We start from the raw sequence: 13,960 nt of genomic DNA, 5'->3' as shown, positions 1-13,960 counted from the left end.
TGATTAAAAAATGGTAAGTGGTAAACGAGCGGGTGTTGCCTTTAGGCAGCACCCGTTTTTTTATGTTGGGATCAGGCGAGTCAGGTCACTCAAAGGCAGAAAAGAATAGTTTGGACTACGCTAAAAGAGATTAATCGTTTTCAGCTTGAACTAATAAAATCATCGCAAGCGAAAACAGCACCGGGTGATATGCCTGGAGGAGGACACGCCATGCAACCTATTGTTTCTGCTGCACTGCAGTTTCCAACTATAGTATTTACTTTTCTAATCGCTCTGCTAACGCTCTATTGGCTATTGGTGCTGCTTCGTATAGCGCCGCTTGAGTTATTTGAGCGTGACAGTCTACGTGATGACCATATGGCCAGCACGCTGGTATCGCTGGGGTTTGCGGGTGTGCCCGCAACGCTTGCCTTGACCTTTCTAGTGCTGATTGCAGGGAGCCTTTCGCTTGCCACGGAGCTTTTGGCGCTACGCTGGATATCGCTGGGGATGCTGCGTGTCCCGGTGGGCGTCCTGGTCGTCTGGTTGTCGTTCGCGATTGCCTCACCCATTGCGGCGTTGATATGCCATAGCCTGCATCGCAGTTTGCACCGCTATCAGCCGTTTACACGGCGTTGCTTGCTAGGCGCCACCGTCATTGTATCGAGCCGTGAGGGTGAAGAGTTTGCCATGGCGGTCATTGATAAGGAGCCCAATAGCCATGTAAGGCTGCACTGCAAGAAGGGTGATTGCCCAAAGGAGGGGGAGCGTCGGGTATTGGTTAAATACTTGGCTCAAGAAGGCACTTATCGCAGCGTCAGTGAACAGAAGTACCTAGATACGCGTGTGCGTATCAATCGGTTGCGCCTTCGTCATAAACACCACCATGCAGGCTATTCGGCCTGAACCATGAGTAACTGCTGAGCGCTTGAATCTATGCCATTTGATCGCGTGCGCTGAAACTGGGATTGGTAGTGGCTGCCAGTTTGCGCACGCGTATCAAAGCAAAGTGCTCATAAATATCTAGAGCGTGTACTTATGCTGATTGCCGTGAATGCTAACAATTAGCGGTGCATAATGCGTATCAGCGTATCAATCAGCTCGCCGCCGCGCTGGCGAATGGAGAATGCGTCAGGTGTGCGCAGCCAATCGTGAAAAAGACCACCAAGCACTGACTGCATCATGCGGGTAGCAATTTCAGGGGTTAAATCTTCACGTAGCAGCTGGCGTTTTTCAGCCTCTTTAAATACCGAAAGCATTTCGTCGAAACATTCTTCGCCAATCTCATCTTGCATTGCTAACGGGTTAATATCGCTAAAGAACTCACAGCGATGAAGCAGAATCGACAGGATCCTCTGATGAGAAGGCTGCTCAAGGCGTACCAGACCCGCATGGCAGGCAAGCCGAATGGCTTCCATGGGAGAAATATCTTCATCTGCCTTACTGACTTCTTCCATGAGCGACTGAAACGGCATGCGTACGCGTTCCACCAGCGCCATAAACAGGTCGCCCTTGTTTTTAAAATGCCAGTAGACCGCGCCACGAGTCAGTCCCGCATGGCGAGCGATCTGCTCAAGGGAGGTACGTGCGACACCCTGAGCAAAAAATACCTCCTCGGCAGCATCTAACAGCGCTTCACGAGTAGCAGCCGCTTCCGCTTTGGTCTTTCTTGCCATGGAAACGCAACCTCAGTAAGAACATGGAATGTACATATTTTATCTGAAACTGCATGGTTTTTACATTCAAAACTGTATGGATAGATGATTAAACCCATAGCTTGTGTTATCAAATCTTCATGCCTCAAGCGCATCGGGTCAATACGTGCGATAGGCTGATAGCCATGACCTAATCAAAGCCATGCGTATGATGGTTAATCACGGAAAGAAGGATACTCAAGATGGCGCGAGCACCTTTTCAACTTGCTGGGCACTCCATCGAGCCTGGGCAGCGTTCTCAAATTGATGTGCCAGTGGCGCGTCTTTATACCCATACGCCGTTGCACATTACGGTTGAAGTGGTACACGGGCGTAAAGAGGGGCCCGTCATACTGGTATGTGGTGGAATTCATGGGGATGAAATCAATAGCGTCGAGATTGTTCGGCGCCTGTTGCGCTCAAAGGCCATCAAGAGCCTGCGAGGTACGTTAATCGCTGTTCCCGTCGTCAATGTCTTCGGCTTTTTACAGCAGACGCGCTACCTGCCAGACCGACGTGATCTTAACCGCTGTTTTCCCGGCAATGAAAACGGCTCCTTGGGTGGACGAATCGCGGCGTTATTTCGTGAGCAGATTGTCGATCAGGCCACGCATATTATTGACCTTCACACCGGCGCAATTCACCGCACTAACCTTCCCCAGATTCGCGCGCAGCTGAGTCCAGGCAGTGAAACCGAACGAATGGCCGACGCCTTCGGCGCGCCGGTGATTCTCAATGCCGAGCTGCGCGAGGGGAGCTTGCGCCACTACGCGCAGAGCCGCGGCATTCCTGTTCTGACTTATGAAGCAGGTGAGGCGCTGCGATTTGATGAGTGGGCCATTGCGCCTGGCGTGCGCGGGGTATTACGCGTAATGCGCCGCTTGAATATGCTTACCGGCGAGCAGCGCCGCAGGGCCCTGGTTCCCGCTGAGCTTGCCAACGGTTCTAGCTGGGCGCGAGCCCCCATCGACGGTATTTTAAGGCCCCAGATCAGGTTGGGTGCGCGCGTAGCCAAAGGGGAAGTGCTGGGCATCGTGGCCGACCCATTTGGCAATCAGGAGGAAGAAGTCATCTCCATGGCCGATGGTATCGTGATTGGCATGAGCCGACTACCGCTTGCCAACGAAGGCGAGGCGCTTTATCACGTTGCCCGTTTTGATGAGATTGAAGAGGCAGAAACCGCCATCGAAAGTTTTCATTCAAGCCTGACACCACCCCCCGACGCGCTGTATTAATCACGTTATGTATAAAGCCTATCGACCCAATAAATAAGAAATTCAGTTAGATAAGTGGCGTAACGAACAGCCCTTGGCTATACCTGTGGTGGTGTCTTATTAGCTTAAATTAAAAATAATAATGACTGCTCAGTACTGAGATTTTTATAAAACGGCGTTCAGGCGCCGTGACAGCCGTGACATGGAGGAAAGGTAATGGCGAGCGGTAATCCAAAACATACGACCACAGGTGCGGGTATTCCGGTTTCAAGCGATGAGCATTCGCTTTCGGTAGGACCTGATGGCCCCATCGTTCTACATGATCATTTCCTGATGGAGCAGATGGCGGCCTTTAATAGAGAGATGATCCCCGACCGTCAGCCTCATGCCAAGGGTAGCGGCGCCTTCGGCTACTTTGAAGTTACTCATGATGTCAGCCAGTACACTAAAGCCAAGTTTTTAAAAAAGGGCACTAAAACCGATGTGCTGATCCGCTTTTCAACCGTGGCGGGTGAAAGCGGCAGCCCTGATACCTGGCGAGACCCACGTGGTTTTGCGGTGAAGTTTTATACCGAAGAGGGCAACTTCGACCTGGTGGGGAATAACACTCCCGTGTTCTTTGTTCGTGACCCCATGAAGTTCCAACACTTTATCCACTCGCAAAAGCGCCGTGCGGATAATGGCCTGCGTGATCACGATATGCAGTGGGATTTCTGGACGCTGGTGCCTGAGTCCGCTCACCAAGTGGCTTGGCTGATGGGCGACCGCGGCGTGCCCGCTACGTGGCGGCATATGAACGGTTACTCCAGCCATACCTATATGTGGGTGAATGATGAGGGTGAACGGTTCTGGGTGAAGTATCACTTCAAAACCGACCAGGGTATCAAGTGCATGACTCAGGAGCAGGCCGATCAGATGGCCGGCACCGACGCGGATTATCACCGCCGTGACCTGTTTGAAGCCATCAAACGCGGTGAATATCCCTCCTGGACCCTGCATATGCAGATCATGCCTTTCGAAGACGCCAAGACGTACCGCTATAATCCTTTTGACCTCACCAAGGTATGGCCCCACGATGATTACCCGCTGATGGAAGTGGGTAAGCTAACCCTTAATCAAAACCCTACAGACTTCCATAGCCAAATTAATCAGGCCGCCTTCGAGCCTAACAACATGGTACCTGGCACGGGGCTTTCACCTGACAAGATGCTGCTGGCGCGCTCGATCTCCTATGCCGATGCCCATCGGGCTCGCCTGGGCGTGAATTACAAGCATATTCCGGTCAATACGCCCAAATGCCCGGTAAATAGCTATACCCAGGGCGGTGCGATGCGGATTCATCATGCAACGGATCCTGTGTATGCGCCGAATAGCAAAGGCGGCCCCAAAGCCGATGGAGAGCGTTTCCCGGAAGATGCCGTATGGGCGACCAGCGGTGAGTTTGTGCGTACCGCTTATACCTTGCGTAAAGACGATGACGACTGGAGTCAGCCCCATACGTTGGTGCGCGAGGTAATGGATGACGCCGCGCGCGATCGTTTGGTATCCAACGTGGTTGGCCACCTGTCGAATGGCGTGACGGAACCCGTGCTGGAGCGCGCCTTTGAGTACTGGCGCAATATTGATCAGGAAGTAGGCGAGCGTATTGAGAAAGGCGTGCGCGGCAATTAAGCCCACGAACGTGGATTAATCGCCGCACACCGCAGCCCGTTACGTTAAGACGTGGCGGGCTGTTCTCGTTCTTGCGCCTGTTCTTGTGACGGCTCACTAACCAACCCGATAGCATCATCAAACAAGCGTAACCCAGCGCCTTCTTTATGGGCGTGTTCTGACAGAAGACGACGAAAACGTCGGCCACCTGGGCATCCCTGAAAAAGCCCCAACAGATGGCGGGTAATATGGTTAAGCTTCGCGCCTTCATCCAACCGCTGCTGAATGTACGGGCGAAACGCCTGGGCTGCCTCAACCCGGCTAGCGGCCGGGCCAGGCACGCCATAAAGCAGCGCATCGACCTCAGCCAGTAGCCAGGGGTTTTGGTACGCTTCACGGCCAATCATCACGCTATCCACATGGTCAAGCTGCGTCTGGCACTCTTCAAGCGTTTTAATCCCGCCGTTGATGCCAATATGCAGCTCAGGGCGGTCCTGCTTTAAGCGATGCACGCGCGGGTAGTTAAGCGGCGGCACGTCGCGGTTCTCTTTGGGCGATAGGCCTTTGAGCCACGCCTTGCGCGCATGCACGGTAAAAGTCTCACACCCGGCGTCCGCGACTATATCGATAAAGCGCGCCAAGTCGGCGTCTTCATCCTGGTCATCAATCCCGATACGGCACTTCACCGTAACCGGGATCGATACCGCGGCCTGCATGGCACGCACGGCTTCGGCGACTTTTCCCGGGTAGCCCATTAGGCAGGCGCCAATCATGTTGTTCTGCACCCGGTCGCTTGGGCAGCCCACGTTCAGATTGACCTCGTCATAACCCCACGCCTCGGCAATCGCCGCGCACTCGGCAAGCTCCCCTGCATCGCTACCGCCAAGCTGCAGGGCAATCGGATGCTCTACGTCGCTGTAACCCAAAAACCGCTCCCGCGGCGAGCCATGCAAAATGGCCCCGGTAGTCACCATCTCGGTATACAGCAGCGCGTGCTTGGTTAATGTACGCGCAAATGCCCGGTAATCCCGGGTCGTCCAATCCATCATGGGGGCCACAGAAAAACGGCGGGCTACATCTGCCGGGCTTAACTTTTTCATATCAGTCACTTGCATCTTTTTGATGCGGTATAAATACGCATATTCAATACCCTTTGATACTGTCTATCACCATGCTCGATGTATCAGATTCGCACCTTGAGAACAGAATCAGGCGATTATCTAAAAGAGGGTGGTACACCATGGCGACATATCAAAAGCGGGGAATTCGTTGGCGGGCAATTGTACGCAAGAAAGGGTATTCAGTACAAAGCAAGGCGTCCACTACCTAGGCACGGGCACGGGCACGGGCACGGGCACAGGCATGGGTGCTCCCAGGTTCAGCTCCTGATGTCGGCACCATCTCAAGATGTTTAAAATCATGGCGTTAGAAAATTAAAGGCCGCCTGTAAAGGCGGCCTTTAATTGAGTCCATGCTAGGTATGGAAAAGCGTAAGGGTTGGCGGGTGTAAGTTACTCGCTCCCTTGAGGGTCGGCTTCATCAGATTTCTTATCAATATTGTCTTTATGAGCACGCTTTTCCTTGACCACTTGAGCGCCTGAAAATGGCGCGGTCTTGCCAGAGGTATTGTGGCCAGGCTCTGAACGGGATTCTTCGCTTTTCTGATTATCAACGTTTGCGTCTGGGCGATAAGGGCGCGGCTTTTCATTGTGTGACGCTTCTTGTGCGGCATGACCGCCATCATGAGGGGTGTCTTTATCAACCACCTGCTTGGCTTTTTGAGCTTCCTCACCCTTGTTGCGTTGTTCATCCGATCCATGGTTCATAGCTTTGCTCCTATACTTGCCTAGTATTTGCTTTGAAAAAGCCAAATTGGCTCTTTCTATTTATAGGGTAGAACAGCCCTTTGAAAACTGCAGGTACAAAAAAGCACTCTTTAAGCGGCTTACATGGTAACTGCCGCCATTGTTGAGGGAGTGTCCCAGCTCTGTCGCTGGGAACTCATGTATTAAGCCGTTAAAGGCACCCATACATGCTCATAACCAATAGAGAAAGCAACGCCCACCAGCAGCAAAGCCATCAGCTGATTAAAGCGTTTGAAAAAGGCAGGGTTCCTAATCCGACTGCCAACTAAACTGCCAGCCCAGATGTAGCTACCCGGGGCGCCTGCGGCCAGAAGGGCTAATCCCAGCGACCAAACCACTAAGCTAGCCCCTTGAATGCCGGCGGCGGGAAACTGCAGGGTGGCAATGGGTAGGGTCGCCACGATGCCTTTAGGGTTCAGAAGCTGTAGAACTAATCCATCACGATAGCGTAGCGTCAGCGGCGGCTGGGCAATTGATTCGAGATCCACGCGTGCTTTAGCGATGTGTACTGCCAGATAAATAATATAGGTACAGCCTGCAACGCTCACCGCTATCAATAGATGGCCGTTAACCCAGGTAGCACCGGCCCAGCCGAAGAGTAAAAATAGCAGCAGCATCGCCGTGCCCACTCCCAGGCAGTATCCCAGTGATGTCCTCGTCTGCCCGTTCATACCGGCATTCAAGCCTAGAAAATTCACTGGCCCAGGCGAATACATTACGCCCAAGGCGTAAGCAATAATGGCTAGCATAAAGGTCTCTCTGTTCAGCAGATAAGATGGCGCTGATATTGGTAGGGCGTTACGCCGTATATGCGCTTGAAGCGTCGGTTAAAATGGCTAAGGTCGGTAAAGCCGTAGCGAAACGTCACCTCGCTAAGCGAGGCGCCTTGCTCAAGCGCGCTGCATGCCGCATTAACCCGGCAATTGATCACGTATTGGTAAGGCGTAATCCCTAACTGCTGACGAAACAGCCGCAGGAAATGAAACTTCGAAAGATGCGCCGCCTGGCTAATCCCTTCAAGCGATAGATCGGTATCCAGATGTGCGTGAATATACTCCTTGGCCAAGCCGAGTAGTGCGTCGGGCCGGGTAGAGATATACCCCGGCTGGTAGGTGCCTCCTAGCTGGGTGATCCGCTCAATGACTTGATAGAGCGCATTTTCCTGATCAATCTGGCTACCGGTTGATGTGGTAATAAGCCGGGCAACGTTCGTTATCCGCTCGCGGAGCGCCATGTCTTGCACCAGCGTACTGTCGTATCGAAAAGAAACGGTTTTTTCCTGGCCCAAGGCGCTGTCAAATAAGGGCTTCACTTGGTCGGGATGAATATACAGCATGACGTAGTCGAGCGTATGGTCGCCACCTGGCTGGCCGTCATGAACATCATCCGGGTTGAAGATAATCACATTACCCGGCGGGCTGCGGTGATATTGCCCACCGCTGAAAAAGTCCTGGCGGCCCGAAAGCGTCACCCCAAAGGCGTACTCTTCGTGCGCGTGAGGGTCATAGCGAAAATCGAACATCGCTGCCTGTAACACTTTCAGTGTGGGTATGTACTTGCTTTTAGTGAACTGAAAGTGGCTTGCCGATTGTCCCATTGCGAAGCCCCCTTATCGAAATTTCATAACGCTAGTTTAACGCCCGTGCCTTGCCGCAGCTTGTACAAAATTGCGCTTTATAAGCATCTGCTACCCATTTTGAAAGGTTTGTAATCTTCTTAACCAATACTAAAGTCAATAAAGCCTTTGCGCCGCCCTGAGCGGTGGCTGCTACGCTAGGTCGGTAAACATTGAATCCCAGTATGGCTAAAGACAGGGAGGTTATAGTGAAACCGATTAACTCGTTCGACCCTTCACGCCGCCAAGTAGTCGGTGGGTTAGCAACTGGTATGGCCGCGGCTATTGCCGCACCCGCATTCGCTCAATCATCCACTTCCAAGCCTGCCGCCAGTACTGGCTCGGCTGGCGCAAGCTCTGCAGGAGGTTCCATGCTGCAAAAACAGGATCCGACTAGCCAATACCCCGTACCACCCTTTCCTGAACAGCCTCAGGAGTGGCCTGGGCTTGCCAGTGAAATGGACCCACGGCCTGACCACGGTGAAGAGAGCTATCGTGGTAGCGGCCGTTTGGAAGGTCGTAAAGCCCTGATTACTGGCGGTGATTCAGGCATTGGCCGGGCAGCCGCCATCGCTTATGCCCGCGAAGGTGCTGATGTCGCGATTAACTACTTGCCGGAAGAGGAGTCCGATGCACGGGAAGTAATCGAGCTGATCGAAGCTGAAGGGCGTACCGCCGTGGCGATTCCTGGTGATATCCGTGACGAGGCCTTCTGCAGTGAACTGGTCGAAACAGCAGTACAGCAGCTAGGCGGGCTGGATATCTTGGTCAACAACGCTGCACGCCAGCAGTGGAAACCGTCGATTACCGACCTGAGCCACGACGATTTTGACGCCACCATGAAAACCAACCTGTACGCCATGTACTGGATTACTCAGGCGGCCATGCCGCATCTGGAGGCGGGTGCATCGATTATCAATACATCGTCGGTTGTGGCCTACGATCCGCCTAAGATCCTGCTCGACTACTCCATGACCAAGGCGGCGATCATCGCGTTTACCAAAGCGCTTGCCAAGCAGTTGGGTGAGCAGGGGATTCGGGTCAATGCCGTAGCCCCGGGTCCGTTCTGGACACCGCTTCAACCCAGCGGCGGCCAACCACAAGAGACTGTACAGAGCTTCGGTGAAAGTACGCCCCTTGGCCGTCCCGGTCAGCCAGTAGAGCTTTCGGGTGTGTATGTATTGCTCGCTTCGCAGGAGTCCAGCTTTACCACGGGCAATGTGTATGGCGCGGCCGGTGGCAGTGGTCATCCTTAAACTCATATAAATACTTCCGGCCCAGCGGGCACGCATAACGCTGGGCCGGTCTTTTTTCAATCCTCCCGACTGACGATTCTCGTCCAGCTATTCCCGTGCCATGTTGTCTGTTAATTTCAGACTTATTTCGTCTGTAGATTGCCTACATGTTTATCATGACGGTTATCTACTGAGCCTTCGTTATAAGGATCGCTGCCCATGTTTACCGGCCTAAGTGCATTTCCATTAACGCCCATGAACGAGCAGGGGATTCGTGAGGGCGAGTTTTCCGGCTTAGTGGAGCGCTTGGCCAAGGCGCAGGTGGACTCTATCGGCGTGCTGGGCTCAACTGGTAGCTATGCTTATCTCAGCCGAGAGGAGCGGGCCCGCGTTACCCAACTGGCGGTAGACAGCGCAGGCGATGTACCGGTGATTATCGGGATTGGCGCATTACGCACGCGGGATGTGCTGGCGCTGGCAGAAGACGCCCAGAAAGCAGGCGCCAGCGGCGTGTTGCTAGCGCCGGTTTCCTATCAGAAGCTGACCGATGATGAAGTGTTTAGCCACTATGAAGCGGTTTGCTGTTCGTTAAGTGTGCCGCTGTGTGTTTACGATAATCCGGGTACGACTCACTTTGAATTCAGCGACGAGCTGCATGGCCGCATTGCTCAGTTACCTCAGGTGCGGTCGATCAAGATTCCACCGGTCAGCACGGATCTCAACGCCGCCCGCGAAAGGGTTAAGCGGTTGCGTGCCTTGGTTCCAGAGGATGTCACTTTAGGTATTAGCGGCGATGTCGTCGCTGCCACCGGTCTGATCGCGGGGTGCGATAGCTGGTATTCCGTGCTGGGCGGGCTATTTCCGGAAAAGGCGCTGGCGATTACGCGTGCCGCCCAGGCGGGCGATAACCAAACGGCTCAGCGGCTGTCGAGCGAACTGGAGCCGCTATGGGTGCTTTACCGCGAATACGGCGGGAGCCTGCGCGTCATCGCGACTATGGCTGAAATACTGGGTAACGTAAGTAGCCCCAACTTGCTGCTACCACTGAAAACCCTGCAGGGCGACGTGCGCAAAAGGGTAGAGCAGGTAATCGAGCAGCTTAAGCTGGTTTAGAGGCTTCTATTAAGCGCGTTATTCAACAAGCTCGCTCAGGCGGTCCGGGTAGTCAGTAAACAAGCCATTCACGCCCCAATCGATTAGCTGCTGCATCTCATCAGTACCGTTCACCGTGTAGATGTGCACCGCTAGGCCGTTTTCCTGGGCCTGACGAACGAAGCTTTCATTGATAACTTCTTCGCCGTCATAGAGATAGTTGGTGCCCAGGCCAACCGCATACTCGGCCACCGCCAGGAAATCCTCATTGGTGATCTCCTCAGGCCCCGGCGTTACGCCGGTCCACTCGGTCAGGCGCGCCTCGTTCTTTTCGTCTGGCGAGTACCACACCAGCTGAATCAGCGGAATATCCGCATTCAGCGCGTGAATCTTCAAAAGGCTCTGCTGATCGAAAGACTGGATCAGCACGCGCCCGGTATTAATCATGTCGTAGGCTTCCAGGAGTTTAACAAGCGCCGCTTCAACGCCTGGATTCAACTGGGGTGACTTGGTTTCCAGGTAGTAGCGGGCATCCTGACCGAAGCGGTTGAAGACCTCTTCAAGCGTTAGTATCTCGGTGCCGATGAAAGCGTCATCCGCCAAGTCAGGGTAGGCGTCGTTAAACCACGACCCCGTATCCAGGTCTTTTAGCTCGGCAAGCGTATAGTCGTTAATGCGGCCTTCGCCGTTGCTGGTGCGCTCAAGGGTATCGTCGTGAAAGGCCACCAGCTCGCCGTCGGAGGTCAGTTGGATATCCAGCTCCAGATAGTCCGCTTCCCATTCATAAGCTAACTCCAGCGCCGCCATGCTGCTTTCCGGGGCATGGCCGCTCGCGCCGCGGTGCGCAATCACTTGAAACGACTCTAGATCCTTTAGCTGTTGCTCCAGCGGTGATGTTTCTGCTGACGTAGTAGATACGGTAACGCCAGCGAAAAGACCTAGCGACACAGCGACAAACAATGGATATCGTTGCATGAGAGTTCCTTTATTGAGTGTGCGATCAATGACCTACTGGGTTTTTTCACGAATCCAAGCTTAGGTCTATTAACCCTTTAAAATGAGACGCGACGATGACCGATAAACCTGGATGGATATCGACAATAATCAGTTTCCTCATCGCATTACTCGTTGGTATCGTGTCAGGAAGCGTTATCCAAACGCAGATTAACTTAGTCGCGTTAAAGGATATGGGGGTGGAAATACCTCTAAGCCTTTGGCTGACAACAACACTGCAAGACCTGCTCACGTTCGCGCCTATTTATGGCGTGTTGTTCTCGGTAGGCTTTTTGCTCTCGCAATTGCTTGCGGTGTTTATTGCTCGTCGTCTTGGCGATCGCTTTCAGGCGCTACTGAGTATTGTGGGGGCGGTATTGGCGCTGACGGTTACCTTCAAAATGGTCGATGCCTTCGCCCCCATGCCGACGCTGATTGCCGCTACCCGTGAAACCCTGGGCTGGGGCTTAATGCTGATAAGCGCGGTGCTGGCCGGTGGGCTATTCGCCTGGTTAAGAGTCCGCTCAATAAGACATGTACGCCACTCTAGTGTGGCAGGCCTGGCATTGATGTTCGGGCTTAGCAGCTTGGCCTGGGATGTGCCGCCGGTACAGGCCCAAGAACTTCCGGTGTATCAGCTCACCACTATAGCCGAAGGGTTGGAGCACCCTTGGTCGCTCGCCTTTCTACCAGATGGACGCATGCTGGTTACCGAGCGCCCAGGGCGCCTGCGCTTATTAAGCCCCGAGGGCGAAACGCTTATTGAATCCATCAGTGGCGTACCCGAGGTTTACGCATCGGGCCAGTCGGGGCTATTTGACGTGCTGCTCTCCCCGCAGTTTGAAAACGACCAGCAGCTGTTTTTAAGCTACGCCTGCGGTAACTGGGAGGCTAACCATACGTGCCTGGCCCGTGCAGTATTAACGGAAAATAGCCTGGAAAAGGTCACGGAAATATTTCGTGTACAGCCCGCTAAACGGGGCGATGCCCACTATGGCGGGCGCTTGGCTTGGCTGGCGGATGACACCTTGATACTCACCCTGGGCGACGGCTTTGACTACCGCGAAGAAGCACAAAATCTAGGTAGCCATATAGGCACGCTGGTGCGCCTTAACCGCGATGGTAGCGTGCCATACGATAATCCGTTCGTGGGCAAGGACGAGTCTCGCCCGGAAATTTACAGCTATGGCCACCGCAACGTGCAAGGGCTGGTAGTGGATGCCGAGAATCAGCGCGTGATCATTCACGAGCATGGCCCACGCGGCGGTGATGAAATCAACATTATCGAAGCAGGCGCTAATTACGGCTGGCCGATCGCTACTACTGGGCTGGATTATACCGGCGCCCGCGTAACGCCTTTTGAGGAATATCCTGGTACCGAGCCACCGCTTCTGGAATGGACACCCTCGATTGCGCCTTCGGGGATGACGCTTTATACCGGTGAGCTGTTTCCGCAATGGCGAGGCGACTTGCTGGTGGGCGCGCTGGTGAATAAAGAAGTCCGCCGGGTAAGACTTTCCGAAGATGGAACCCAAGCCGACGATGTAGAAGGCCTGTTCGGCGGGCCAGATGAGCGTATCCGCGATGTACGCACTGGTCCCGAAGGCGCTATTTACCTACTTACGGATAACCCTAACGGCCGCGTACTGCGTATTACGCCAGCGAAATAAGACGCAGTTGAATGCCTAGTAGGCTCGGTTAAGCGGGCCTACTGAGCGCTACTATTTTAGTGGCCACTGCTTTAAAGCCTACTTAATGACGTGACAATAAAACTGCAAGGAGCTTTGTGTGGATACGTTGACTTGGCTGACTTACGTGGGCGTTATCTTTGCCTTGATCATTTTTCCAGGGCCGGTGGCACTGCTTTGTACAAGCCATGGGCTTAAATTTGGGCGAAAGCACACGACTGCCACCGTGTTGGGCGGCGCCTTGTCTTCATTGGTCCTGATGATGGTTTCTTCACTGGGGTTGGGCGCCATTCTGGCCGCTTCGTAAAGTGCCTTTTATATCCTGAAACTGGTCGGTGGGGCTTATCTGATCTACTTGGGTATCGCGGCCTGGCGGGATTCCTCGGGGATCGATATTCAGAGCCCTTCAGCTATTGGCAATAAGCGTGTGCCAATGAAAACCCTCTTCCGGCGTGGCTTTATAGTGGGCATCAGCAACCCCAAGGATTTGCTGTTCTTCGCCGCGCTTTTCCCCAACTTTATCGATGTCAGCCAGCCGCAGCTGATTCAGTTCGTGATTCTAGCCGTGACCTGGGTGGTGATCGATTTCACCCTAATGTCGACCTACGCAGGCCTTGGCTCCAGCATCAGCCGCTGGTTTCAAAGCCCACGCCGCTATAAGCGCTTCAATCGTGCCACCGGCGGCCTGTTTATCGCCGCCGGGGGAACCTTGATGGCGTCTAACCATTAGGTAGGGTATTCATGAACCCAACTGATATCGGCAATGCTACAGCCAGATCATCCATCTCTGGCAAAGCGAGAAATTCAATCTCGAAAACGGTATGGCGGCATATAAAAAGGCGCTGACGTTCGTGAAGAATCGAGACAGGGCGCTGGCTTCGACTGTTTGTTAAGAGCCGTATTACATACTCACAATCCGGTTATTTAAAATTAGA

14 protein-coding genes are annotated in these 13,960 nt (G+C 53.6%); 8 read left to right on the top strand and 6 right to left on the bottom strand.

Translation table 11 applies throughout. The features are described from left to right. Window positions 1-210: 210 nt before the first annotated feature. A complete protein-coding gene (locus ELY38_RS00735) occupies window positions 211-885 on the top strand; it encodes a hypothetical protein (RefSeq protein WP_127059612.1) in 675 nt (224 codons plus the stop codon). Between the two features lie 158 nt (window positions 886-1,043). Here ELY38_RS00735 and ELY38_RS00730 read toward each other — a convergent pair whose 3' ends face one another. After that, window positions 1,044-1,655 (bottom strand): TetR family transcriptional regulator, encoded by a 612-nt coding sequence (locus tag ELY38_RS00730; RefSeq protein ID WP_127059611.1) that lies wholly within the window; start codon window positions 1,653-1,655, stop codon window positions 1,044-1,046. Window positions 1,656-1,876: 221 nt separating this feature from the next. Between ELY38_RS00730 and ELY38_RS00725 the strand changes: the two genes are divergently transcribed. Further along, on the top strand, window positions 1,877-2,908 hold the full coding sequence (locus tag ELY38_RS00725; RefSeq protein WP_127059610.1) for a succinylglutamate desuccinylase/aspartoacylase family protein: 1,032 nt from the start codon (window positions 1,877-1,879) through the stop codon (window positions 2,906-2,908). Between the two features lie 195 nt (window positions 2,909-3,103). Beyond that, window positions 3,104-4,558, top strand: coding sequence for a catalase (locus tag ELY38_RS00720; protein WP_127059609.1), 1,455 nt, complete (start codon window positions 3,104-3,106; stop codon window positions 4,556-4,558). Between the two features lie 44 nt (window positions 4,559-4,602). Here the strand turns inward: ELY38_RS00720 and dusA are convergent, their stop codons facing one another. The 4 genes from dusA to ELY38_RS00700 form a co-directional block, all read right to left on the bottom strand. After that, window positions 4,603-5,637 (bottom strand): tRNA dihydrouridine(20/20a) synthase DusA, encoded by a 1,035-nt coding sequence (gene dusA / locus ELY38_RS00715; protein ID WP_127059608.1) that lies wholly within the window; start codon window positions 5,635-5,637, stop codon window positions 4,603-4,605. A 411-nt stretch (window positions 5,638-6,048) separates the two neighbouring features. Then, window positions 6,049-6,363 (bottom strand): hypothetical protein, encoded by a 315-nt coding sequence (locus ELY38_RS00710; RefSeq protein ID WP_127059607.1) that lies wholly within the window; start codon window positions 6,361-6,363, stop codon window positions 6,049-6,051. A gap of 182 nt (window positions 6,364-6,545) precedes the next feature. Next, complete coding sequence (locus ELY38_RS00705) at window positions 6,546-7,151, bottom strand: LysE family translocator (protein ID WP_127059606.1); 606 nt, start codon at window positions 7,149-7,151, stop codon at window positions 6,546-6,548. Between the two features lie 14 nt (window positions 7,152-7,165). Then, window positions 7,166-7,999 carry an AraC family transcriptional regulator gene (locus ELY38_RS00700; protein ID WP_127059605.1) on the bottom strand — a complete coding sequence of 278 codons (834 nt, stop codon included), beginning with the start codon at window positions 7,997-7,999 and terminating at the stop codon, window positions 7,166-7,168. A gap of 227 nt (window positions 8,000-8,226) precedes the next feature. Here ELY38_RS00700 and ELY38_RS00695 point away from each other — a divergent pair, with 227 nt between their 5' ends. Then, complete coding sequence (locus tag ELY38_RS00695; protein ID WP_127059604.1) at window positions 8,227-9,273, top strand: SDR family oxidoreductase; 1,047 nt, start codon at window positions 8,227-8,229, stop codon at window positions 9,271-9,273. Between the two features lie 198 nt (window positions 9,274-9,471). After that, the gene (locus ELY38_RS00690) at window positions 9,472-10,365 is read left to right on the top strand and encodes a dihydrodipicolinate synthase family protein (RefSeq protein WP_127059603.1); all 894 of its coding nucleotides are present in this window, start codon (window positions 9,472-9,474) and stop codon (window positions 10,363-10,365) included. A gap of 18 nt (window positions 10,366-10,383) precedes the next feature. Here ELY38_RS00690 and ELY38_RS00685 read toward each other — a convergent pair whose 3' ends face one another. Next, window positions 10,384-11,319: a glycerophosphodiester phosphodiesterase gene (locus tag ELY38_RS00685; RefSeq protein ID WP_127059602.1), complete on the bottom strand. Its 936-nt coding sequence runs from the start codon at window positions 11,317-11,319 to the stop codon at window positions 10,384-10,386. A gap of 95 nt (window positions 11,320-11,414) precedes the next feature. On the opposite strand from ELY38_RS00685, the gene ELY38_RS00680 reads away from it, so the two are divergent. From ELY38_RS00680 to ELY38_RS19260, 3 genes are all read left to right on the top strand, one after another. Further along, window positions 11,415-13,007 carry a PQQ-dependent sugar dehydrogenase gene (locus ELY38_RS00680; protein ID WP_127059601.1) on the top strand — a complete coding sequence of 531 codons (1,593 nt, stop codon included), beginning with the start codon at window positions 11,415-11,417 and terminating at the stop codon, window positions 13,005-13,007. Between the two features lie 118 nt (window positions 13,008-13,125). Next, entirely contained in the window at window positions 13,126-13,332 is a 207-nt protein-coding gene (locus ELY38_RS19265; RefSeq protein ID WP_246009035.1) for a LysE family transporter, read from the top strand. Window positions 13,333-13,344: 12 nt separating this feature from the next. Continuing rightward, window positions 13,345-13,755: a LysE family transporter gene (locus ELY38_RS19260; RefSeq protein ID WP_340148029.1), complete on the top strand. Its 411-nt coding sequence runs from the start codon at window positions 13,345-13,347 to the stop codon at window positions 13,753-13,755. The last annotated feature ends 205 nt before the right edge of the window (window positions 13,756-13,960 follow it).

Source organism: Vreelandella nanhaiensis (genome assembly GCF_003990185.1).
Taxonomy (GTDB): Bacteria; Pseudomonadota; Gammaproteobacteria; order Pseudomonadales; family Halomonadaceae; genus Vreelandella; species Vreelandella nanhaiensis.
Note: the sequence above shows the minus strand (reverse complement) of the source record. Positions and strands in the feature narration are given on the sequence as shown.